Origin of the sequence: Nocardia arthritidis (genome assembly GCF_011801145.1) — a bacterium.
Classification (GTDB): Bacteria; Actinomycetota; Actinomycetes; order Mycobacteriales; family Mycobacteriaceae; genus Nocardia; species Nocardia arthritidis_A.
Genome location: NZ_CP046172.1, coordinates 4,718,477 through 4,741,520, shown reverse-complemented (window position 1 = coordinate 4,741,520; position 23,044 = coordinate 4,718,477). Strand labels below are relative to the sequence as shown.

The 23,044-nt window shown below is 67.8% G+C and carries 21 protein-coding genes; 10 read left to right on the top strand and 11 right to left on the bottom strand.

All coding sequences use genetic code 11. The annotated features are described in order from the left end of the window. Nucleotides 1-194 precede the first annotated feature (194 nt). Both F5544_RS21415 and F5544_RS21410 read left to right on the top strand, forming a co-directional pair. On the top strand, nucleotides 195-1,520 hold the full coding sequence (locus F5544_RS21415) for a glycoside hydrolase family 1 protein (protein ID WP_167474837.1): 1,326 nt from the start codon (nucleotides 195-197) through the stop codon (nucleotides 1,518-1,520). 55 nt (nucleotides 1,521-1,575) lie between these two features. After that, on the top strand, nucleotides 1,576-2,520 hold the full coding sequence (locus F5544_RS21410) for an extracellular catalytic domain type 1 short-chain-length polyhydroxyalkanoate depolymerase (RefSeq protein WP_203217616.1): 945 nt from the start codon (nucleotides 1,576-1,578) through the stop codon (nucleotides 2,518-2,520). Between the two features lie 16 nt (nucleotides 2,521-2,536). On the opposite strand, the gene F5544_RS21405 is transcribed toward F5544_RS21410, so the two are convergent. Continuing rightward, nucleotides 2,537-3,235, bottom strand: coding sequence for a TetR/AcrR family transcriptional regulator (locus F5544_RS21405; protein ID WP_167474836.1), 699 nt, complete (start codon nucleotides 3,233-3,235; stop codon nucleotides 2,537-2,539). 136 nt (nucleotides 3,236-3,371) lie between these two features. Between F5544_RS21405 and F5544_RS21400 the strand changes: the two genes are divergently transcribed. Beyond that, a complete protein-coding gene (locus F5544_RS21400) occupies nucleotides 3,372-5,093 on the top strand; it encodes a GMC oxidoreductase (protein ID WP_167474835.1) in 1,722 nt (573 codons plus the stop codon). On the opposite strand, the gene F5544_RS21395 is transcribed toward F5544_RS21400, so the two are convergent. Beyond that, on the bottom strand, nucleotides 4,982-6,010 hold the full coding sequence (locus tag F5544_RS21395) for a helix-turn-helix transcriptional regulator (protein WP_238847366.1): 1,029 nt from the start codon (nucleotides 6,008-6,010) through the stop codon (nucleotides 4,982-4,984). The genes F5544_RS21400 and F5544_RS21395 overlap by 112 nt on opposite strands. A 304-nt stretch (nucleotides 6,011-6,314) precedes the next feature. Beyond that, the gene (locus F5544_RS21390; protein ID WP_238847365.1) at nucleotides 6,315-6,908 is read right to left on the bottom strand and encodes a TerD family protein; all 594 of its coding nucleotides are present in this window, start codon (nucleotides 6,906-6,908) and stop codon (nucleotides 6,315-6,317) included. 144 nt (nucleotides 6,909-7,052) lie between these two features. On the opposite strand from F5544_RS21390, the gene F5544_RS21385 reads away from it, so the two are divergent. Next, the gene (locus F5544_RS21385) at nucleotides 7,053-8,492 is read left to right on the top strand and encodes an MFS transporter (protein WP_238847364.1); all 1,440 of its coding nucleotides are present in this window, start codon (nucleotides 7,053-7,055) and stop codon (nucleotides 8,490-8,492) included. 354 nt (nucleotides 8,493-8,846) lie between these two features. Next, the gene (locus tag F5544_RS21380; protein ID WP_174867384.1) at nucleotides 8,847-9,392 is read left to right on the top strand and encodes a hypothetical protein; all 546 of its coding nucleotides are present in this window, start codon (nucleotides 8,847-8,849) and stop codon (nucleotides 9,390-9,392) included. A gap of 55 nt (nucleotides 9,393-9,447) precedes the next feature. Here F5544_RS21380 and F5544_RS21375 read toward each other — a convergent pair whose 3' ends face one another. Next, entirely contained in the window at nucleotides 9,448-10,965 is a 1,518-nt protein-coding gene (locus F5544_RS21375; RefSeq protein ID WP_238847476.1) for an LCP family protein, read from the bottom strand. Nucleotides 10,966-11,185: 220 nt separating this feature from the next. Further along, nucleotides 11,186-11,974: a hypothetical protein gene (locus F5544_RS21370; RefSeq protein ID WP_167474833.1), complete on the bottom strand. Its 789-nt coding sequence runs from the start codon at nucleotides 11,972-11,974 to the stop codon at nucleotides 11,186-11,188. A gap of 126 nt (nucleotides 11,975-12,100) precedes the next feature. On the opposite strand from F5544_RS21370, the gene F5544_RS21365 reads away from it, so the two are divergent. Next, nucleotides 12,101-13,690, top strand: coding sequence for a GMC family oxidoreductase (locus F5544_RS21365; protein WP_167474832.1), 1,590 nt, complete (start codon nucleotides 12,101-12,103; stop codon nucleotides 13,688-13,690). A 32-nt stretch (nucleotides 13,691-13,722) separates the two neighbouring features. Further along, a complete protein-coding gene (locus F5544_RS47105; RefSeq protein WP_275107043.1) occupies nucleotides 13,723-14,937 on the top strand; it encodes a peptidylprolyl isomerase in 1,215 nt (404 codons plus the stop codon). 6 nt (nucleotides 14,938-14,943) lie between these two features. On the opposite strand, the gene F5544_RS21355 is transcribed toward F5544_RS47105, so the two are convergent. From F5544_RS21355 to F5544_RS21345, 3 genes are all read right to left on the bottom strand, one after another. Further along, the gene (locus F5544_RS21355) at nucleotides 14,944-15,339 is read right to left on the bottom strand and encodes a VOC family protein (RefSeq protein ID WP_167474831.1); all 396 of its coding nucleotides are present in this window, start codon (nucleotides 15,337-15,339) and stop codon (nucleotides 14,944-14,946) included. Nucleotide 15,340: 1 nt separating this feature from the next. After that, entirely contained in the window at nucleotides 15,341-15,652 is a 312-nt protein-coding gene (locus F5544_RS21350) for an ArsR/SmtB family transcription factor (RefSeq protein ID WP_167474830.1), read from the bottom strand. A 61-nt stretch (nucleotides 15,653-15,713) separates the two neighbouring features. Beyond that, entirely contained in the window at nucleotides 15,714-16,064 is a 351-nt protein-coding gene (locus F5544_RS21345; protein WP_167474829.1) for a DoxX family protein, read from the bottom strand. A gap of 117 nt (nucleotides 16,065-16,181) precedes the next feature. On the opposite strand from F5544_RS21345, the gene F5544_RS21340 reads away from it, so the two are divergent. Then, nucleotides 16,182-17,114 carry a sigma-70 family RNA polymerase sigma factor gene (locus F5544_RS21340; protein ID WP_167474828.1) on the top strand — a complete coding sequence of 311 codons (933 nt, stop codon included), beginning with the start codon at nucleotides 16,182-16,184 and terminating at the stop codon, nucleotides 17,112-17,114. On the opposite strand, the gene F5544_RS21335 is transcribed toward F5544_RS21340, so the two are convergent. Further along, nucleotides 17,111-17,587, bottom strand: a complete 477-nt coding sequence (locus F5544_RS21335) for an HAD-IIIC family phosphatase (protein ID WP_167474827.1) — start codon at nucleotides 17,585-17,587, stop codon at nucleotides 17,111-17,113. The genes F5544_RS21340 and F5544_RS21335 overlap by 4 nt on opposite strands. 278 nt (nucleotides 17,588-17,865) lie before the next feature. Here F5544_RS21335 and F5544_RS21330 point away from each other — a divergent pair, with 278 nt between their 5' ends. Next, on the top strand, nucleotides 17,866-19,086 hold the full coding sequence (locus F5544_RS21330) for a PucR family transcriptional regulator (protein WP_225730070.1): 1,221 nt from the start codon (nucleotides 17,866-17,868) through the stop codon (nucleotides 19,084-19,086). 67 nt (nucleotides 19,087-19,153) lie between these two features. On the opposite strand, the gene F5544_RS21325 is transcribed toward F5544_RS21330, so the two are convergent. Next, nucleotides 19,154-20,173, bottom strand: coding sequence for an LLM class flavin-dependent oxidoreductase (locus tag F5544_RS21325; RefSeq protein ID WP_167474826.1), 1,020 nt, complete (start codon nucleotides 20,171-20,173; stop codon nucleotides 19,154-19,156). Between the two features lie 27 nt (nucleotides 20,174-20,200). Beyond that, nucleotides 20,201-21,196, bottom strand: coding sequence for an alpha/beta hydrolase (locus F5544_RS21320; RefSeq protein WP_167474825.1), 996 nt, complete (start codon nucleotides 21,194-21,196; stop codon nucleotides 20,201-20,203). Between the two features lie 250 nt (nucleotides 21,197-21,446). Between F5544_RS21320 and F5544_RS21315 the strand changes: the two genes are divergently transcribed. After that, nucleotides 21,447-22,997, top strand: coding sequence for an acyl-CoA carboxylase subunit beta (locus tag F5544_RS21315; protein WP_167474824.1), 1,551 nt, complete (start codon nucleotides 21,447-21,449; stop codon nucleotides 22,995-22,997). Nucleotides 22,998-23,044: the final 47 nt, after the last annotated feature.

Here is a 23,044-nt window from a genome sequence, read left to right as displayed (position 1 = left end):
ACCGCGCGCAGGGCCGACGCCCTCGTCGATCCGCAGCGCTCCCCCGCCGACTGCAAACCCGTCTGCAATCCGCGTCGGCGACCGAAAACGGACATGTGACCAGTTACTCTGTGTCGCGTGGCACCGCCCTCGATTCGGTGTGCGACGTGCGCCGAAGGTCCACCACAACCGGTAGCCCTCGGAACAGGAGTTCGATGCGATCACCCAGCCGCCGCCGAGTACTCGCCACCCTCGCCGCGACGACGGCCGCGCTGGTCATCGGCGCGGGGCCGGCCGCGGCCCGGCCCGCGCCGCCCGACCGGGTGGCGCCGCTGGGCAGCGATTTCCTCTGGGGCGTCGCCGCTTCCGGCTATCAATCGGAGGGCAACGCACCCGACAGCAACTGGTCGCGCTATGTCGCCGAGGGCAAAACCGATGACCCCTACCGGAATTCGGTCGACTTCTACGATCGGTTCGAATCCGATATCCAGCTCGCGAAACAGTTGGGCGTCAAGGTCTATCGCATCGGGATCGAGTGGGCGCGGATCCAACCGCGGCCCGGCGTCTGGGATGAGGACGGACTTCGGTTCTACGACAATGTGATCCGCGCTATAAAGGCCGCCGGTATGCGCCCGATGCTCACCATCGACCACTGGGTGTATCCGGGCTGGGAGGTCGACCGCGGCGGCTGGAACAACCCGGATATCGTGCCGGACTGGCTGGCCAACGCCCGCACCGTCGTCGACCGGTTCGCCGCGGCCGATCCGCTCTGGGTCACCTTCAACGAGCCGATCTTCTACGTGGTCAACGAATTGCGCCAGCAAGGGCTGCCGATCACCGCCGCAACGGCCATGCACGAGCGAATCGCCCAGGCCCACAACGCGATCTACGACTACATTCACGCGAAGCAGCCGGGCGCGCAGGTGACGAGCAATGTCGCCTATACACCCGCCGGCGCCGAGGACGTCGTATCCGGGTCGTTGCTCGACAAGATCGCCGCGAAGCTCGACTACATCGGCATCGATTACTACTACGGCCTCTCCCCCGACACCCTCGCCAGCAGCGTCGATTTCGCGAAGCTGTGGAACAATCCGCTCCAGCCGGAGGGCATCTACTATGCGCTGGAACATTATTCACGCAAGTTCCCCGGCAAGCCGCTGTATATCGTGGAGAACGGCATGCCGACCGAGAACGGCAAACCCCGCGCCGACGGCTACCGTCGCGGCGACAACCTGCGCGACACCGTCTACTGGCTGCAGCGCGCCAAGGCCGACGGTATGAACGTGATCGGCTACAACTACTGGAGCCTCACCGACAACTATGAATGGGGCTCCTACACACCGCGATTCGGCCTCTACACCGTCGACGCACTCACGGATCCGACGCTCACCCGCACACCCACCGACGCAGTCCCCGCCTACACCGGCATCACCCGCGACGGCGGCGTACCCGGCGACTACCGGCCCACTCGCGCACCGGTGGCCTGCTCGTTGGTGAATCCGCTCGGCAGCTGCACCGATCCGGTGACGGTGCCCCAGTAAGTTTCTTCAGAATTCCTTCAGCGGTGCCGCCGGGGCGCGGCCATACGATCATTTCGTGCCGAGAACCCTGGTCGCCGTCGTACTCTGCGCGGTCATCGCCTGCACCGTCGCGTGCGGGCGGTCCGCCGCACGGACGCCCGGCGATCCCACGCTGGACCTGAATGTCGGCGGTACGCAACGCCATTACCTGATCCACCGACCCGCGGCGCCACGTCTGGGGCGGATTCCGGCGGTACTGGTCTTCCACGGTGGCGGTGGGACGGCCCGATACATGGCGGATCGAAGCGGATTCGATCGGCTCGCCGACGATTCCGGTTTCCTCGCGGTCTACCCCGACGGCATCGACAAATCCTGGAACGACGGGCGCGGCGGCGACACCAGAGCCGGTGCGCTCGGCGTCGACGACGTCGGATTCGTCTCGTCGCTGATAGATCGCCTCGTCGCCGACGAGAATGTCGATCCCGCACGGATTTTCGCCACCGGAATGTCCAATGGCGCCATGTTCACCGAGGATCTGGGCTGCCGCCTGTCGGCGAAGCTGGCGGCCATCGCTCCGGTCGCCGGAACACTGCCGGCCGCCGACGCGCCGGATTGCGCACCGACGCACCCACTTCCGGTCCTGGAGATCCACGGCACGGCCGATCCGGTGGTGCCTTATCAGGGCGGTGTCGTCCGCGTGACGTCGGGCAATCTCGGCGGCTCCGGCAGCAGCCCGGTATTGTCCACCGACGCCACACAGCAGTTGTGGCGCGCGAAAAATGGCTGCGGGCAACCGGATACGGCCAACCTACCGTCACGCACCGATGACGGAACATCCGTCACCACCTATACCGCCGCCTGTGCGGGCGGCACCTCGGTGGTGCTGTATTCGGTGACCGGCGGCGGGCACAGCTGGCCCGGCGGCCAGCAGTATCTGCCCGCGGCGCTCATCGGGCCGGTCAGCCATCAGTTCGACGCCACCGAAACCATCTGGCGCTTCTTCGCGGCGGTCCACCCGTGAACCACGCCGCCGGTGCTCAGCCCTGGTAGCCCAGCGTCGCGAGCAACGCCTCCAGCTGTAGTTCGAAAATCTCGGCCCGGTCGACGAAGGTGTCCTGGCCGTACATGTCGAAGACATCGGCGCTCACCGCGCCGAACAGGCCGGACCATACCGAAATCGTGCGCGCCACCAGCCAATCGGGGATGTCGATGCCGAATTCCGTTCGGATCGCGGCGAAGTTCTGCGCGAGAGCCGAGGATATGGGCGCCGGATTCTTCGGCTGGGTGAGCAGACCGGCGCGATATGCCTCGTCGATCGAGCCGATGATGGCGACGATGACGCGGACACCCGGCGTGGTGGTCTGTTCGGCGGGCGCGTCGTAGCCGGGCACCGGAGTGCCGAAAAGCAGTCCGTAGCGGGCGGGTTCGGCCAGCGCCCAGGCACGGACCGCGCGGCCGACCACCCGGAAGCGTTCGATCGGGTCGTCCCCGGCGGTGGCGACGGCCGCGTCCACCGCATCGCCAAGCGCGTTGTACCCGTCCACCACCAGTAGGGTGAGCAGTTCGTCGCGGCTGCGCACGTACCGGTACACCGCCGAGGAGACGACGCCGAGGTCGCGAGCGACGGCACGCAGCGACAGCGCGGCGGCACCGTGCACGGCCAGATGGTCCCGGCCGATACGGACGATATCGGTCATGGTCTGTGCCCGGGCGCGGGCGCGTGGCGTCGTTGGCATGACCCAAGGGTGCGCATTTCGGAGAGCGATGTCAACAAACGAGAGCGCCGCTCTCGAAAGGTCCTGACGCCGACCAGCCAACCTACTCGGGAGTAGTGTTATTCCGGTCACCGGCGACAGATCGAGGAGTTTCCAGATGGACCAGCGGGCGACCGATTTCGACGTCTTGATCATCGGATCCGGATTCGGCGGCAGCGTGAGCGCGCTGCGGCTGGTGGAGAAGGGCTACAAGGTCGGCGTGCTCGAGGCCGGGCGCCGCTTCGCCGACGACGAACTGCCCAAGACCAGCTGGGATCTGCGGAACTTCCTGTGGGCGCCCAAACTCGGCTGCTTCGGGATCCAGCGCATCCACCTGCTGCGCGACGTGCTGATCCTGGGCGGCGCGGGCGTCGGCGGCGGCTCGCTCAACTACGCGAACACCCTGTACGTGCCGCCGGAGCCGTTCTTCCGCGATCCGCAGTGGCGCGACATCACCGACTGGCGCGCCGAGCTCACGCCGTATTACGAACGGGCGCAACGGATGCTCGGTGTGGTGCGCAACCCACACATGACGCCGGCCGACGAGGTGTTCAAGCGAATCGCCGACGATATGGGCGTCGGCGACACATTCGTGCAGACCCCGGTGGGCGTATTCTTCGGCGAACCGGGCCGGACCGTGCCCGATCCGTATTTCGGCGGCGTCGGGCCCGACCGCACCGGCTGCGTCGAATGCGGCGACTGCATGGTCGGCTGCAAGTACGGCGCGAAGAACACGCTGGTCAAGAACTATCTGTATCTCGCGGAACAGGCCGGGGCACAGGTCATTCCGATGACGACGGTCACCGCGGTGCGCCCGCTGCCCGACGGCACCTGGGATGTCGCCACCGAACGCACCGGCGCGTGGGTGCGCAAGCGGCCCGCCACCTACACCGCCGCGCACGTGGTGCTCGCGGCGGGCACCCGCGGCACCCAGCAGCTGCTGTTCGCCATGCGGGACAAGGGAATTCTGCCCGATCTGTCCGCGCGGCTCGGCATGCTCACCCGGACCAACTCCGAATCGATCGTCGGCGCAGCCACCAAGACCGTGCAGCCCGGTGTCGATTTCACCCAGGGCGTCGCGATCACCTCCTCGATCCACCCGACCCCCGACACGCACATCGAACCGGTCCGCTACGGCAAGGGTTCGAATTCGATGGGACTACTACAGACCCTGATGGTGGACGGCGGCGGCCGCATCCCGCGCTGGCTGCGCTTCCTCGGGCTGGTATTGCGGCATCCCGTCCAGCTGCTCAGCTTCCTCAGCACCAAGAACTGGAGCGAGCGCACCATCATCTGCCTCGTCATGCAGCACCTGGACAATTCGATAACCACCTTCACCAAGCGCGGACTGTTCGGCCGCAAGCTCACCTCGAAACAGGGCCACGGCGAACCGAATCCGACCTGGATCCCGGTCGGCAACGAGGTCACCAGGCGGGTCGCGGAGGATATCGGCGGCATCGCGGGCGGCAGCTGGGGCGAAATCTTCAATATCCCGCTCACCGCGCACTTCCTCGGCGGCGCCGCCATCGGCGCGGATGCCGAACACGGCGTGATCGACGGCTACCACCGGGTTTACGGTTATCCGACGCTGAGCGTCGTCGACGGTGCGGCGGTCTCGGCGAACCTCGGCGTCAACCCGTCGCTCACCATCACCGCGCAGGCCGAGCGCGCCGCCGCCTACTGGCCGAACAAGGGCGAACAGGACACCAGGCCCGAGCAGTCGGCGGGTTACCGGCGCATCGCCGCGGTCGCGCCGAAACACCCCGTGGTGCCCGCGAATTCGCCCGCGGCGCTGGTATTGCCGATCGTCGAGAGCCGCGGCGAACAGACCCCGGCCTGATCACACCGCCCTGGCGGTCCGGGCCGCACCGTGCGCGCGTTCGCGGTGTTCGAGCCACGGCCGGGTCCGCTCCGCCTCCGGCATATCCAGCAGTAGCTGTAATTTTGCTGCCTGCGCGTCATCGCCCGGGTGTATATCCGCACCCAGGCGCCCGCCATGGCGGGCAGGCTCATGCTGGTCACCATCATCTCCAGGCGGCCGACCGCGAGGTGGCGGATCTGCTTGATCCGGTTGGCGGGTACCGCGACATCGTTACGCGCCCACAGCGCCGCGAAATCCGCGCTGCGCGCGACCAATTCGTCGATGAACTGCCGCCAGCCCGGATCGTCCAGGTTCTTCGCGTACGCACCGCGCAGCTGGGCGACCATGCGGCGCAGGTCGTCCCACTCCTGGATGTAGCTGTTGCAGCACTGCGGGGTCAGGAAGACATGCCGTGCCAGATTGCGTTCGGCGCCGAGGAATCCCGGGCACAGCGCGGCATAGGGTTCGTTGTGCGCGAGCACGTCGTAGCGTGAGCTGAGCACGGCGGCGGGCAGCGGCGCCAAATGGTCGAGGATGACCTGGATCTCCTCGGGCAGCGGATCGTTCGCGGGCGCCGTCGGGACCGTCGGCACGTCGGCGAGCCGGTAGATATGCGCGCGCTCGGCGGTGTCCAGGCTCAGCGTGCGCGCGATCGCCTCCAGCACCTGCACGCTGACATTGATCTCGCGGCCCTGTTCCAGCCAGGTGTACCAGGTGACGCCGATACCGGACAGCTGCGCGACCTCCTCGCGTCGCAGTCCCGGCGTGCGCCGCCGCGGCCCCGGCGGCAGCCCGACATCCTCCGGGGTGATCCGCGCCCGTCGCGACTTCAGGAAGGCGCCCAACTCATCGCGCCGCGCCTTGCGGATCGCCCGCGCGTCGACCACATTCGTCATGAACTCGATCTTCTCCGAATCCCGATAGCCGATCCAGGTGCCGTCGGTACCAGTATCCGAACCACCCTGTTACCGGTAGCGATGAACACCAGTCCCCTCCGTAGTTCACCCCGCACAGCGCCGCCGCGCCACGGCTGATTCTTGTCATGCACCCCGTGTCCTGGGGTGACGCGCCGAGACGCGCGATACCGCAACCGAATCGATGTCTGCGGGTACGCTTGGCGTGCCTTACCGACGTGGCGGCGTCCGGTGGGGTACGGGGAAGTGTGCCCGCCCGGCCGTGCGCCGGGCGGGCACCAGCCTTTCAACGCAGAAACTGACCGACCAGCGGCACCGCGTCCACCGGATGCCGGGCCTCGATTCCCTCATCGACGCCGCGGAACTCCCAGCCGTGCTCGGTCCTGGCGACAACGCCCATGATCAGACCGGTGTGGTGATCGGCGGGCAGGTCGTAGCGGGCCAATTCGGCGCCGGAGCCGCCGTCGACCAAGCGGCAGAACGCATTATCGATTTCGGCGAAGGTCTGCCCGGTATAGCAGGTGACCAGGAACATGATCGCGGTGATGCGCGGATCGACGCGGGTGAGATCGACCGCGATGACCTCGTCGTCGCCATCGCCCTCGCCGGTGATGCTGTCGCCCTGATGCCGGATCGCGCCGTCGTCGGAGGTCAGCTTCTCGTGATAGACCACATCGGTGAGCTGTTCACCGACGAACAGCAGGGCCGCCGCGTTCAGATCGATATCGGCGCGTTTCGCGGTGAACCAGCGCCCGGGCCGCGCCGGATCCCAGCCCAGCCCCATCGTCACGAAATCGACTCGCGCACCGTTGTTGTCGCGCAGCGGGACCGTCACCGCGGATATCCCTTCCTCGGGGCGGCCGGACCGCCTGATCGACACAGCGGCACCGAAGGTGGGCTGCGCCAACCACTTTAGGCGGTGCGCTTACGAGTTCTTTACGGGGCGGCCGATATCCGGGTGCCGCCGGTACCAGTATCAAGGGGCTCCTGTTACCCGTGCCGGATCCGTCGCACGCTTGTTCGCATGTCCAAGATCATGTCGCCGAATCCCTCGACGGTCACCACAACCGTTGCGGCGCCTGCCGTTCCGGGTGCCCGGCGCACTCTGCTCCTGCTGGCGGTAATCCTGTCCGGACAATTCATGTCGGTCCTGGACGCCTCCATCGTCAACGTCGCGATTCCGTCCATTCGCACCTCGCTGCACACCACCGGATCGGCGCTGCAGCTGATCGTCGCCGGATATGTGATCGCCTATGCCGTACTGCTCGTCACCGGGGCGCGGCTGGGCGACCGGTTCACCCAGCGGCGGACCTTCGTCGCCGGACTCGTCGTCTTCACCGCCGCCTCCCTGCTCTGCGGATTGGCCTGGAACCAAACCGCTTTGATCGTGTTCCGGTTCGCGCAAGGTATCGGGGCCGCGGCACTCGTGCCGCAGGTGATGACGTTGATCCAGCGCACCTTCACCGGCAACGCCAGGGCGAAGGCGTTGAGCGCCTATGCCGCCATCACCTCCAGCGGCATGGTGATCGGGCAGGTGCTCGGCGGGCTCATCGTAGACGCCGACCTGTTCGGCAGCAGTTGGCGCGGGGTGTTCCTGGTGAACGTGCCGATCGGCCTGCTCCTGCTGGTGGTCGCGCCGCGCGTACTGCCAAGGGCCACCGAACGTTTCGAACGCAAGCTCGACCTCGCCGGGCTGGCCGTGCTCACCGCGTCGGTACTGCTGTTCGTGCTGCCGCTCGTGCTCGGGCGCGAACAGAACTGGCCGCTGTGGTCCTGGATCGCGCTCGGCGCGAGCGTCTTCGGCATCGCGGCGTTCGTGCGGATCGAACAGGTGGTGCACCGGCGCGGCGGTTCGCCGCTGTTCGCCGAGCGGGTGCTGCGCGCGCCGGGTCTGGTGCTCACCGCGGCAACGCTTTTCGTGATGATGGCCACCTACGGCGGCTGGCTGTTCGTCTTCGCGATCCATCTGCAAGGCACCCTCGGCTACACCGCGCTGCATGCCGGGCTGGTGTGCATCCCGATGGGTGTGTCCTTCGCGATCACCAGCCTGAATTGGGAACGCATCCCGGCCCGGCTGCACGCGCCGATGATCCCGCTCGGGCTGGTGATCGCTTCGGCATCGATGGTGGTGCTGGGCGCGATACTGCGCGACGGCCGCGATGTCGGAGCGTTCGCGCTGGTCGTATTCGGTGTCATGGGAATCGGTTTCGGGCTGGCGTTCAGCCCGCTGATGACCAGGACCCTGGCCAAGGTGCCGGTGGAATTGGCCGCCGACGCCAGCGGAATCCTCGTCACCAACGTGCAACTCGGCATCGTGGTTGGGATCGCCTGCTTCGGAACGATATTTCTCGGGTTGGCGGGTGACGATACGCTCTCGGCGGCACATGCGCTCGGCGGAACCGCCATCGCCGAAGGGGCGACGGTGCTGATCGCCGCCGCGCTCGCGGCCCGGGCGGCGCGCTGAGCCGTCGAACAGACCAGCGCTACCGCGAGATTCGAACCGTCGCGAGCGGCGGCATCGGGCGAGCGCCACACCTATGAGCTCGAAGTGATAGCGGCAGCGCCCGCCGTGCTGTCGATGGCACCACTTGCCCTCGGCGATCCCAGTCGCCGAGGGCTTTGTGCTATTGGCCGTCGCCGCGTGCCGAATCGCGGATGGGCTGGTGGACCGCGCAATTCGGCATCCACCGCAAGTGAGTTCGTCGACCTGGGCTCATTTGCGTTGTCTATCAACGCAGCGGCGGCGGGCCGGGTACGAACGGGTGAATTCTGCCTACGAAACGTTCCTGTTTCCGCTCGTAATGGTTAATCTCGGCGCATGCGCAGGGTGCTGGTCGGAATGGGTGTCACGGCAACGCTTTTCCTGGGAACCGCGGTGGCGCAGGCGGTTCCGGTCGGGCCGGGACCGCAGGGCACGTACCGGGTCGAGCCGCAGCCCACCGGCTGTCACTACGGCACCGCCGCGAACGGCGCCACCCTCCCCGATCCGGCGTGTACGCCGGGCGCGCTCAATCCCCGTGTCACCCAGGACACTTTGGCGACCACCATCTGCCAGTCCGGTTACACCAAGTCGATCCGGCCGCCCGCCCGGATCACCGACGCCGAGAAGCGCGCGAACGCGAAATCGTACGGCTACACCGGATCCCTCGCCGACAGCGAATACGACCACCTGGTCTCACTGGAGCTCGGCGGCGACCCCAATGATCCGCGCAACCTGTGGGTAGAGCCGGGCCGCTCACCCAATCCCAAGGACGCGGTGGAATCCAAACTGCACCAACTCGTTTGCGCGGGCACGGTGCCACTCGCCAAGGCACAGGACGCGATCGCCGCCGATTGGACCACCGCACTCGACGCCGTCCGCTGATAAGGCGTACCTCCGCATTCGCTCCGGCCGTGCGCGAACCATGCCATTTCACGCGCTACTTCACGCAGGGAATGCCATTGCTGCCGTCCATCGTCGAAAGATCGGTCGGCTGCGGCGCTTTCGCACCGGTCGCGGTGGCCGAGACCGGCGGGATGGTGGTGGTCGGGGTCGGCGTCGTGGTCGAATCACCCGACTGATCGTCGGTCGTCGACGCGGCGGCGAGCGCACCGATCGTCGACGAATCGGTGCCGACGGTGAGCCGCACCGTATTCGGGTCCACCGCGGTCGATTTCGACGCCGTCAGGCCGAGCTGGTTGGCCAGCGCCTGCGCCGCCGCGTCCGCACCCTTGCCGTAGGTAACCGTCGTCGTGGTGAGCACCGCGCCGGTGATCAGCTCGCCCTTGCCGAATCCGACCGTGGTGAACTGCTGCTGCAACCGCTTGGCCAGCCCGGACTGACCGGTGCTGTTGACGATATCGAGGGTGACGCCGTTCGCGGCGGGGATGGTCGTCGAGGTCGGCGTCGCCGACGTCGGCGGCGGTGCGGCCGGATCACCGTTTTTCGGCGGCGCGAGCAGATTCTTCACGATGCCGCGAATCTCGTTGACATCGACGATATTGATGTCCTGGCCCTCGTTGTTCTGCCCGAAATCCTTGACCGGCAAGGTGAACAGCGTCATCCCGCCCGAGGACAGCGACGAAGCGCGCTGCACGAACGAGGCCAGATCCAGCTGGTCGTCGATGGCGATATTCTGCTTCGCCACGTCGAGCAGGCCCTTGAGCCGGCCGGGATTTGCGACAGTACCGCTCTGCTGCAGCTTGCGGATCAGCGAGACGATGAACGCCTGCTGCCGCCGGGTGCGGTCGAGGTCGGTGAAGTTCAGCGATTCGTCCGGGTCGCGGCGCTGACGCACGAAGGCCATCGCCTGTGCGGCGTCGATGTCCTGGTTGCCCTTCTTGAAATCGGCGCCGGAGAAGTCGTCGGAGGTGTTCTCGTTGAGGCACACCGTAATCGGCTGCACCACCTGCGCGATCTGGAAGAACGACACCAGGGTCACCTCGACGAAGTGGTCGATCGGCACCCCGCCGAGGAAGTTGCGCACGGTGGCGATCTCGGCCTTGCGGCCCGCCTCCCGCGAGCGCTGTTCCAGGTCGAGTTCGTCCTTGACGCCCTTGACCTCGAGCTTGTTCTTCTCGATCGCGTACGCGAGGCTGTACGCCTCCTTGATCTTGGCCTTGCACGGCGCGTACTGGCAGGCCTGATCGGCGACCTGGACCCAGTCGTCGCGCGGGATCGAGATGGCTGTCGCCTTCGACCCGTCGCCGGGTATGTGCAGCAGGATCAGCACGTTCGAGTTGTAGAACCCGTTGTCCTCATCACCCGCGTGCAGCGCGTCGTAGATCTCCTTGGGCAACGGCTTACCCTGCTGATCAAGGCGACTGTCCAGTCCCATGATCAGGATGTTCTGGTCCTTGCCGTTGGACTTGGGGCCGTCGGCGAGCGCACCCGATGTAGTGACGCCGGAGACCACCACCTGGTAGCTCTCCCATGCCGCCCCGGTGCCCACGAGCACGGTCAAGGACAGGAATCCGGATAGCACTCGACCGGTCGTGCGCCACCACGGTGCGGAGCGTCGCCTACGCGGCGGGCGCGCATGGCGACGACGGGTCGGGGCCTGTGGCCAATCGCCTGCACGCGTCATAACGCCGTCGAATATAGGGTCCTTGCCGGAGCGCCAGCAACCGAAGCTGGTCAGACCTTTTCGCGAGCGCCCTCCGGACTTCCGGTACCGGTTACTGTTCCGGTTCCGCGAACGGCTGATCGGGTGACGACTCGGGCCGCTGCGGCGGCTCGGCGATTCCGGCCTCGGCGTCCAGTTTATGCGGCGGGAAGGCCGTCTTGGTGCCGGCGGCGGGCGGCGCCTCGTGCCCGGGTGGCGCGACCGCGATGGGCTGGCTGAACAACGATGGCCCGTGCGGCTCCGGCAAAGCCGTTGGGACATCTAACAATTGATGACCGGGAAAGGGCGGCGGGAACGGTGGCGGCAGCTGTGCGGCCGGGAACGGCGCGGGCATACGGCGTTCCGGCAGCCGATGGCCCGCCGCGATCGCGAACGCACCCGCCGCACCCGCGCCGAAGGCGACCAGCGTCGCGACGGCCACGGCGGCGAAGCCGCCAGCGAAGCCGCCGTGCCGCACGTACAAGGTGGCGAGCAGGACTCCGGTGGTCGCGGTGGCCAGCGCGAACGGCGCGAACAATCCGAATGCGCGCACCAGCACGTGCCCGGTGCCCGCACCGGCGAGCAGCAGCGTGGCGATGACCAGCGCGACCGCCGCCGCGGTGATCAGCGGAACGCCAAGGAATTGGGTATATCCCGCGCCCTCGGCATAGGACCAGGCGTTGTACCGCCGGTCGCCCTCGGCGGAGAGCGGCAGGAACGAGCCGAGCACCGCGAGCAGCGCCGCGCCGAGCAGCAAGGTCCCGTTGACCCGGTCGGCCAGCAAACCTGTTGGCGCGGTGGTGAATTCGAGTTGAGGATGCCTGCCCGGTTCCACCGGACCGGGCGCGAACGCGGCGTGCACAGCGAAAGTCTAGGGTCTGCGCGGCGTTCGGGGCGATCGGGAATTCCACCGGAATGGCGGAAAAACGACCGGCGGCCGGTGATAGCTCGTATCTTGGCCCTACGGGCACAGATCGGAGTCGGAACAGTGCAGACGGGTGCGGCCAGCGCGGACTATGTGATCGTCGGCTCCGGATCGGCGGGCGCGGTGCTCGCCAATCGGCTCAGCGCGGACACGGCCACCACGGTGGCGCTGCTGGAGGCCGGGCCGCCCGATAAGAACAAATTCGCGCATATCCCGGCCGCGTTCGCGAAACTATTTCGCAGCGAGGTGGATTGGGACTATCTGACCGCGCCGCAACCGGAGCTGAAGAACCGCGAGATCTACTGGCCGCGCGGCAAGATGTTCGGCGGATCGTCCTCGATGAACGCGATGATGTGGGTTCGCGGCTTCCGCGCCGACTACGACGAATGGGCGCTGCTGGCCGGCGAGGAGTGGGGTTTCGCCGCCGCGGTCGACCAGTTCCGCCGCATCGAGCAGGTGGAGGGCGCGCAGTTCCCCGACGAGGGCACCACCGGCCCGCTGCACGTCTCGCATCAGCGCAGCCCGCGCGGCATCACCGCCGCCTACCTGGCCGCGGCGGAGGCGGCCGGATATCCGATCGAACCGCCGAATCGGCCGCTGCCGGAAGGGTTTTGCCAAACCATGGTGACCCAGCGCGGCGGCCGCCGCTGGAGCGCCGCCGACGCCTACCTGCGGCCCGCGCTGAACCGCCCGAACCTGTTCGTACAAGCCGAGGCGCTGGCCACCAGGGTGCTGTTCAACGGAACTCGCGCGGTGGGCGTCGAATATCGGCAAGGCGGCGCGACGCACACCGTCACCGCGCACCGCGAGGTGCTGCTGTGCGGCGGCGCGATCAACAGCCCGCAGCTGCTGATGCTTTCGGGCATCGGCGACCGGGACGAGTTGGCGCGCCACGGAATTCGCGCGCTGGTGCACGCACCGGAGGTGGGCAGCAATCTGCAGGACCACCTGGTGTCCGGCATCGGGTACGGCGTGCCGGGCGATTCGCTGTACGCGGCGGAGAAACCGCGTCAGCTACTGGATTACCTGATCCGTCACCGCGGCATGCTCACCTCGAATGTCGGCGAGGCATACGGATTCGTGCGCAGCCGCGGCGATCTCGAACTACCCGATCTGGAGCTGATCTTCGCGCCGGCGCCCTTCTACTACGAGGGCCTGCTCGATCCCACCGAACACGGCGTCATCCTGGCCGCCGTGCTGCTGCGCCCGCACAGCCGCGGCCGCATCGCACTGGCCTCCGCCGATCCGGCCGCCAAACCGGTGATCGATCCGCGCTACCTATCCGACACCGCGGGCGCCGACCGCGCCGCCATCATGGCCGGGTTGCGGGTGTGCGCGGAACTCGCGGCGACCGAACCGCTGCGCGCGGCGCTCGGGCCGCTGATCTATCCGCCGCAGGCCCCCAGTGATATGGAGGCCACGCTCGAGCTGACCTTGAACGGCTATTCGCACACCCTCTACCACCCGGTCGGCACCTGCCGGATGGGCACCGACGACGCCAGCGTGGTGACACCGCATCTCGAAGTGCGCGGTGTGCGGGGGCTGCGGGTCGCCGACGCCTCGGTGATGCCGCTGCTCATCCGCGGCCACACCCATGCGCCGAGCGTCTTCGTCGGCGAGCAGGCGGCCAGGTTCATCCTCGGCGGATCGTGACGGTATAACCTCCCACGAACGAGGGAGGTTGGATGACACTGCCACCGGATATCACCGCCGCGGAGCTGCTGGCCCGGCACCCGTCGGGGCTGGCCGCATCCGACGCGGTCGAAATCGTCGCCCGCGCGGCCGAACGTCTCGATGCCGCGCACCGTGCGGGCGTGGTGCACGGCACGGTGACACCCGCCGCCCTGCTCATTCACCCGGACCGATCCGTCGAGCTGCTCGGCCTCGCGGGCGTGCCGGGCGATCCGCGCGCCGATGTGGCCGCCCTCGGCCGCACCCTCGCCGAGCTGCTTCTGGGACCGGCAGCGGCACAAGGGCTTTCGGCGCCGCCCAGTCGTCTGAACCCGAATGTGCCGCCCGCGCTCGACGCGGTTGTCGGGCGGGCGCTCGGGGGCGGCTTCGGCAGCGCGGGCGAACTGGCCGCGGCGGCGACCGCTGCGCTGCACTCCCAAATGCCTTATCGCCCACCGGCCGGACCGCCGAAGTGGCTGCTGATCGGCGTGCCGATCGTCGTCGTCTGCCTGGTGCTGCTGATCGGGGGCGGCTATCTGCTCTACCGATCCGGATCGGATTCCGGCGCGACCGAGGCCACCGCCACCTCGACCGACACCGCAACGCCGACCGCTCCGCCGCCACCGAGCCCGAAACCCGTTACGGGACCGGTGAATTGCACATATCCGAGCGGACCGAACCCGGCGAGCAAACCCGTCGCCGCACCGCCGACCGACCACATCCCTTCCGGCACCGTGCGAATCGACCTCACCACGAACCAGGGCCCGATCGGCCTGACGCTCGACGCGGGCGCATCGCCGTGCACCGTCAACAGTTTCGTGCACCTCGCCAGGTCCGGTTTCTACGACGGCACGAGCTGCCATCGGCTCACCACCGGCGAGCTGCGGGTGCTGCAGTGCGGCGACCCTTCGCGCAACGGAACCGGCGGCCCCGGTTATCAATTCGCCGACGAGTATCCGGTGATCGGCGCCGACACCAAGATGCCGGTGACCTATCAGCGCGGCAAACTGGCCATGGCCAATGCCGGACCGAACACCAACGGCTCCCAATTCTTCATCGTCTACGGCGATTCCCTGCTGCCGCCGAGCTACACCATCTTCGGCACGGTCGACGCCGCGGGCCTGGCCACCGTCGACAAGGTCGCCGCGGCAGGCACCGACGACGTCAACGGACCGGGTGACGGCCACCCGAAGCTGCCCATCACCCTGCAATCCGCCCAACCGCACTGACCGTGCTCACCCGGCGTAGACGGTGCCTTCCTCGACGAAGCACAGCGGATTGCCCCACGGGTCGTCGGCGTAGAAGGAGCGTTCACCCCACGGCCGCACCACCATCTCCCCCGCTGGCGCGTCATGCACCAGTTCGGTCGAGCAGCAACCGAGTTCCCGCGCGCGCCGGTACACGGGTTCGAGCTCCCGCACCGTGAAGTACAGCGCCTTGGCCGCCGGATGCGGCGAATCCAGCTGCTGCACCGACAATGTGACCGGCCCGCAGTCGAAATACGCCCTGGCGCCCGCCTGTCCGCGTCCGTCGACCCCGAACAGCCTGGTGTAGAACGCGATCGCCGCGTCGAGATCGCCCACCTCGACGGCGATCCGGAACAGCCGTGGAATATCTTCGGAATTCGGCATATCAGCCACCTTTCTGCGGTCCCGATTCGTCGGCGAAGTGGGCGAGCCATTCGGCCGCGAGGTTCAAACGTTTGCGTTCCAGCCGGTAAACGCGTTGGCGGCCTTGGCGTTCGGTGCTGACCAACCCGGCCTCCTCCAGCACCCGCAGATGCCTGCTCGTGGTCTGCCAGGCGTGGGTGAATACGGCGGCGATCTCGCCCGCCGTCATCGATCCGCCGTTGAAGTAGATCGTGAGCAGCACCCGCCGCCGGGCCGGGTGAGCCAGCGCGCCGAAGACCGCCGCGTAGATATCCGGGCGGTCTTCCTCTCGCATACTTATATTAAGCCAAATAGCTGAATGTTTGTCAATGAACATTCAGCGAATTGGCTGAGTATCAGACGACGGCAACGGCGAAACCCGTTGTCGCGGCGGCCAGCAGCAGGAACGGCACAGGATAGCGCAGGTGCCGATACCAGCGGGCGCGCGCGACGACGACCACCGCACCGACGAAGTACACCGCCAACCCGAGCGCCGCCGCGAGGCCGAGCGGCGGATACCACACCCCGGCGAGCAATCCGATCCCGCCGACCGCCTTGATCACGCACAGTGCGGTGAGCGCCCACTCCGGCACGCCGTACGCGGCCATATTGCCGCGCACCCACTCCGCCCGCCCCACATCGACCCACGCCGCCAAAAGCATCATGGCCGCGGTCGAGACAGACAGCACCACATAGCCGGTTTCCATGGAACTTGTCCTTTCTCACCATTCGAACCGCCCGATCCGCGATCGTGAAATGATCGCGGCAGGGATCGCCCCGATCCCTCGACAGTGCTGACGAGCGCGAGCACGGAAAGGTGACCGGTGCGAGCACAAGACCTGCTGGCGCGACGTTTCGACGCCCAGCGCGGTCGGCTGCGCGCCGTCGCGTACCGCCTGCTCGGCACCGCCGACGACACCGAGGACGCCGTGCAGGAGGCGTGGCTGCGGCTGTCGCGCACCGATATCGCCGAGGTGGAAAACCTCGAGGGCTGGCTCACCACCGTGGTCTCGCGGATCTGCCTGGACATCCTGCGCGGCCGCACCGCACATCCGGAGGATCCGACGGCCGACCTGGCCGCACTCGGCGCCACCGCGGATCAGGATCCGGAACACGAAGTGCTGCTTATCGATTCGGTCGGACGCGCGCTGCTGGTGGTGCTGGACCGGCTCGGCCCCGAGGAGCGGGTCGCCTTCGTACTGCACGATATGTTCGCGCTGCCGTTCGACCGGATCGCGCCGATCCTGAACCGCAGCGCCGCGACCACCAAGAAGTTGGCCAGCCGGGCCCGGCACCGGGTGCACGGCGAATCCCGGCCCGCCGCTGTCGATCTGGCCGAACAGCAAAGGGTGGTCGCCGCGTTCCTGGCCGCGGCGCGCGGCGGCGACCTCGGCGAACTGCTCGCGGTGCTCGCGCCCGACGTGGTGCGCACCGCGGATCCGGCGGCACTGCCCGCCGGAATGGCCGTCACCGTGCGCGGAGCGGCCCGGGTGGCCGAGGAAACCGTTGTGCTGCGGCGTCGTTCGGGTTTCGCGGCGCTGGCGCTGGTCGACGGCGCGGTGGGCATCGTGGTGGCACCGCACGGACGTTTGCTGCTCGCGCTCCGGGTGACTGTGCGCGACAACAGGATCGCCGCCTACGAGGTGATCGCGGATCCGAAGCGCCTGCGCGACACCGATATCGCCGTGCTGGACCGGCCCGGCGACGGATTCCAGCCTGCCGGAACGGATTCCGACACGCCGGTGTTACTCCCCTAGATCGCCGGGACGCGCGCGAAACCGAGAGGCGGCGTCGGGTCCGGGCCGCGGCGCAGCATCGGCCGGAAGTCCGGAAGCGCGGGCAGCACATCGGCATTGCGGGCGGCGTAGCAGCGCACCCGCGGCAGCGCGCGGGCGACCTCGGCGCGCTCGATCGGTTCGTCATCGATGAAGCCCACGCCGTCCAGGCTCAGCCCGAGCCGGTGCGCGATCCGCACAATGGCCGCCGACTTACGGCCCCAACCGATTTCGATGACGGAGAACATATCGTAGAGTCCGTGCCGGTAGAGCTTGTCCAACGTCCAATCCCGCTCGCCGCGACCGGCCACCGCATGCCAGATCCCGCGCTCACTCAATGTCCGCAGGGTGCGCAGCGCGGCCGGGCGTGGGGCGCCGCTGGTGGCATCGCAGACCGCGCCGTCCCACAGCGTATTGTCCAGTTCCCAGACAAGGCATTTCAGCGCCGGTCTCATCACCTGCCCCTATCACTGACGGTCGGTGCCGCCGCGCACGATGCTACCGACGCCACCCATCCGCTTCCAGGTTTTGCCGGGCACCGCGCCCGGGAATCCTGTGATCGGTCACAACATGGGCGCGCCGATCCGTGGCTATTTCACAGAACAGCGCGATTCGATCCCTGGCGCTGACGAGACAGTTAGTGTGAATGCGCCGCACAGCTACACCGGGGACAGCAGCCTGCGGGGTGAGCAGGGCACCGGGGGGATGTCAGCAGGGGGTGGAAGGAGTCGCAGTGGCAGTCGACAGTTCGACGCGGCCGAGCCTCACTTTGTCCGGTAAGCCGATGTCCGCCTCGCTCAAGGATGTTCGCGCGCTCTCGCGCCAAATGGTCGGGCATTTCGTCGCGAATGTCGCCCCGTGCGGCACGCTGCCCGGCGATGCGATCAGCGACGACGCGACCGCCGTCACCAGGGTCTGCCTGGAGTTCGCCGCGAGCATGCTGGACGGCCAGGACCTACCGGGCAAGATGAAGCGGGTCGAGCACGCCGCCGCCGAATGGGCGCGCGAGGGCGTGCCGATCGATGCCATCCACCATTCCATCCACGAGGGTTTCAAGATCGGCCTCGACCTGGTGATGGCCAACGCGCCGCTGGAGGACGACTACCGCAACCTCGTCGACGGCGCGAAAACACTGCTCGAGATCCTGGACATGATCACCTCCGCGGTATCCATGGCCTACGTGCGCGAACTGCGCGCGGTGGTCGGCGAACACCACACCGCGGTGCATACGCTCACCTCCGCCCTGCTCGGCGGGCACAGCACCTCGACCATGGCCAGGGAATGCGGTATCGCCATCGCCGAGTCGTACGCCGTACTCGCCGTTGCCATTCCGCCGCACCAGGACGAACGCAACCCGGCGCTGGACGGGAAGGTCGTCGCCCGGCGCAAACTCCGCCGGGTGCAGGCCGAGCTGGCCACCCGCTGCGGCGACCGCGCACTGTCGCTGCTCAGCGTCGACGGCGGCACCATCCTGATCCCCACCGACGACGCCGACGACGACGCGCTCGACACCCTGGTCGCCCAGCTCACGCACGCCGCGCAGGTCGGCATCACCGCGACCATGGTGCAGGCCACCCCGGCGCAGATCCCGGACGCCGCCGACCAGGCACACGAACTGCTCGACATGGTGCAGCGATTGCAGTGTGTCGCAGGGCTTTACCGCTTCGACGAGCTCGCGCTCGAATATCAGCTCACCCGCCCCGGGCCGGGCCGGGAGTACCTCGGCGCACTGCTCGACGCGCTCGACGAACATCCCGAACTGCTGGAGACCCTGCAGCGCCACATCGGCAACAACCTCAACCGCCAGCGCACCGCTCGGGTGCTGCACGTGCACACCAACACCGTCGACTACCGGCTCAAGCGGATCGGCCAGCTCACCGGATTCGACCCGTCCCAGCCGTCGGGGCTGTGGTATCTGCGTTCGGCGTTGGTCGCCCGAACCTACCGGTCCTGAAACGCTTTCCGCTCACGCCGCGACCGGATGTCGCTGTGCCCTATCGGTTTCCCGCGCCGACGTTCGCTCACGCCGCCAGCGCGGGTGTGCCGAGCCCGGCCAGCACCGCGAGCGCGCGATGCGATTCCAACCGCGCCGCGCGGTCGTAAGTGCTGGTGTGCACCAGGAATTCATCGGCTCCGGTCCGAATCACCAACCGCTCCAACGACACCGCCACCTCGTCGACGGTGCCGTGGATCTGCCCGCGCAGCGCCTCGTCGAACAGGCGCCGCTCCCGTTCGGTCATCGTCATCGCCTCGATCTCGGCGGGCGGGATCAGCGCCGGGAATTCGCCCCTGGTCCTGGAGTAGGCGGCCGACCACGCCTCGGGCAGCAGCAGCCTGCGCGCCTGCTCGGTGGTATCGGCGATAAGCACCGTGCCGGAGATCATCACATACGGTCGCGCACCCCATTCGGTGGGGCGAAACGCGTCGCGGTACCGCTCGATGGACTCGACCATCTTGTCTTCCGCCCCGCCGATCGCCGCGATCACCAGCGGCAGCCCGAACCGCGCCGCCCGGTCCGCACCGGATCCGGTGGCCAGCAGGTACGCGGGCACCCGCAGCCCCTCGGCAGGCCACGCGTGCACGCCGTCGCGGCCGCGCGCCAGGTATTCCAGTACCGCCGTGAGCTTTTCGTCGAAATCGTCGGCGTCATTCTTACCGTGGCCCAACGCCCGGCGCACACCGTCGGTGAAGCCGACCGACCGGCCGAGACCCATATCGATCCGCCCGGGAAACAGCGATTCCAGCACCCCGAACTGCTCGGCGACCACCAGCGGCTGATGGTTCGGCAACATCACCCCGCCGGTGCCGATCCGGATCCGCTCGGTCGCGGCCGCGACCGCCGCGGCGAGCACCGTCGGCGCCGAACCCGCGACGCCCGGCACGCTGTGGTGTTCGGACACCCAGAACCGGTGATAGCCCCACTGCTCGGCCAGCCGCGCGAACTCCACCGTCTCACGCAGCGCGTCCGGATGCCGCTGCCCGCGCCGCACCCGCGAACGATCGAGGATCGAGAACCGGACCGAGGTCAGTGCTGAGGTCATACTCCTGTCAACGCCACGGGCGCCCGCTCATTCCAATGCCGCCGCCAGCACCGGCCACGCCTTCGGCAGCTCCGCCTTGAAATCCGACCAGGTATGCATCCCCTCAGGCAGATATTCGACGGTCGCCGGAATATCCAGTTCCGCCAGCCGCGCCGCGAACCGCTCGGTACACGCCCGCGCGCCCGCCTCCAGCGCCGCGCCGCCGCCCGCCGTCCGCAGCGCGTCGGCCACCGACGGCGAATTCGCCACTTCGACCAGATCCGCGCCGGTCGGCGAGCCGGGCGCGGCGGCAAGGTAGATCGCGGTCCCGCGCAGCGCCGCCGCGCCGAGCACGCTGTCGTGCGCCGCCCATTCCGGCGAAGACGCCGGCCCCCAAAGGTTTTCGACGTTACCGCCGCGCGAGGCGACGGTAATGGTCGTCACCGCGTGCCCGAGTGGATCCGCGGTCGAATAACAGCCGCTGAGCCCGGCCACCGCACGGTATCGTCCGGGATGCCGCTGGGCGAGCATCAGCGCCGCCTGCGCGCCCATCGACACCCCGGCAATCGCCCTGCGCCCGTTGGTATTCAGATACGACTCGACGATCGGCGGCAGCTCCTCGGTCAGGAACGTCTCCCATTCGTTCACGCCCAGGGCGGCGTCGCGGCGTAGCCAGTCGCTGTACATGCTGCCGGCGCCGCCGCTGGTCAGCACCACATCCACCGGTTTGTCCGCGAAGAATTCGGCGGCGCCGCCCTTGCTCAGCCAGCCCGACACCGGTTCACCGTCGACGCCGTCCAGCAGATACAGCGCCGGATGCGGCCCGGATCCCTTGCCGCGCAACACATCCACGGCGATCACCCGCCCCATCGCCGCCGACGCGATATACAACCGCTCCCGGCCCGGTGTAACAACCTCCGTGCGCACCAACGATGTTCGGCTGATGGACGGATCGGCCACCGGCACCGGATCGGCCAGGACCGGCGCGGGCGCGAGCGCGGCGATGAACACCATCGCCGCGCAGACCGGCGCGCGCAGCTTCATAGGCCAACGACGATAGAGGCAACAACCTTGGCTGTGCAGGGATTTCGGCGTTTCTTGGCTTCGGTGACCAATGGTTGCCCGCCACACTGGATCCGGTCACAAAACCGCCGACTACCCAGAGCGCAAGAGGGATAGCTGTGAGTTATCCCATGACTTGCGCGGAACGACTGTGCCGCGCGTCTCAATCCCGATAGCATCGAGCCTCGCGCCGATCTGCGGCGCATGTTGTGAAGGGCAGCAAGCAAATCTTATGAGCGGTACGCGAGAGAAGCTGGACCACCTCCGGGATCTCCTGGAGCTCGCCGAAGAACCCGCCGGCGAAACCGGCATCGCGAAACGCAAGGCCAAAGGTATTCCGAGCGCCCGCGCGCGCGTGCGAATGCTGCTCGACAAGGGCAGTTTCGTCGAAATGGGCGCGCTGATGCGCCAGCCCGGTTCGGGTGGTGACGGCATGTACGGCGACGGCGTCGTCACCGGTCGCGGCTATATCGATGGCAGGCCGGTCGTGGTGATCGCGCACGATCAGACCGTGCACGGCGGTTCGGTCGGCGAGATGTTCGGCCGCAAGGTCGCCGCCGCCATGGAATTCGCCCAGGCGAACGCCTGCCCGGTGGTCGCGATCAACGATTCCGGCGGCGCCCGCATCCAGGACGCGGTCACCTCGCTGGCCTGGTACGCGCTCATGTGCCGCCGCCAGGAGGACCTGTCCGGATTCGTGCCGATGGTCGCGATCATGCTCGGCAAGTGCGCGGCCGGTTCGGTATACGGGCCGGTGAATATGGATGTGCTGGTCGCGACGAAGAAGTCGTACATGTTCGTCACCGGCCCCGAGGTCATCAAGGGTGTGACCGGCGAGGTGGTCACCGCGGAGGAACTCGGCGGTGCGGCGGCGCTGGAGCAGAACGGCACCGTGCACCACGTGGCCGACGACGAGCAGGCCGCGTTCGACTGGGTCCGCGAGTATCTGAGCTATCTGCCGTCCAGCTGCCTCGAACAGCCGCCGATCGTGAATCCCGGGCTGGAGCCGGAGCTCACGAATCACGACCTGGAGCTGAACCGGATCATCCCGGATTCGGACAAGGTCGGCTACGACATGCACGACATCCTGCTGCGCATCTTCGACGACGGCGCCTTCCACGAGATCTCCGCGGGCACCGCGCAAAACCTGATCACCGGATTCAGCCGCGTCGACGGGCGCAGCGTCGGCGTCGTCGCCAATCAGCCGCAGGCATTGGGCGGCGCGCTCGACGCGCTCGCCTCGGATAAGGCGACGCATTTCATCCGGCTGTGCGACGCGTTCAACCTGCCGGTGATCTTCGTCGTCGACACACCCGGCGTGCTGCCCGGCGTCGAGGAGGAGCGCAACGGCGTCATCAAGCGCGGCGGCCGTTTCTTCCGCGCGGTGATCGAGGCGACGGTGCCGATCGTCACCGTCGTCACCCGCAAGGCGTACGGCGGCGGTTACGCGGTGATGGGCTGCAAGCAGTTGGGCGCGGATATCAGCCTGGCCTGGCCGACCGCGCGGATCGCGGTGATGGGCGCGGAGAGCATGGTCGGCATCGTCGGCCGCAGACAGCTGGAGAACACGCCGGTCGAACAGCGGGATGCGGTGCGCCAGCAGATGATCGACTTCTACAACGCCGCGGTCGCCACCCCGTGGATCGCCGCCGAGCGCGGCTACATCGACGCGGTGATCGAACCCGCGCAGACCCGGCTGGAGATCCGCAAGGCGCTGCGACTGCTGCGGGAAAAGCAGGCGCGCAAGGCGAATCCGCGCAAGCACAGCCTGATGCCGGTCTAGGCCCACCCGTCACATTTAAGCCGGAATCCGTTGGTGCACAGTCACTT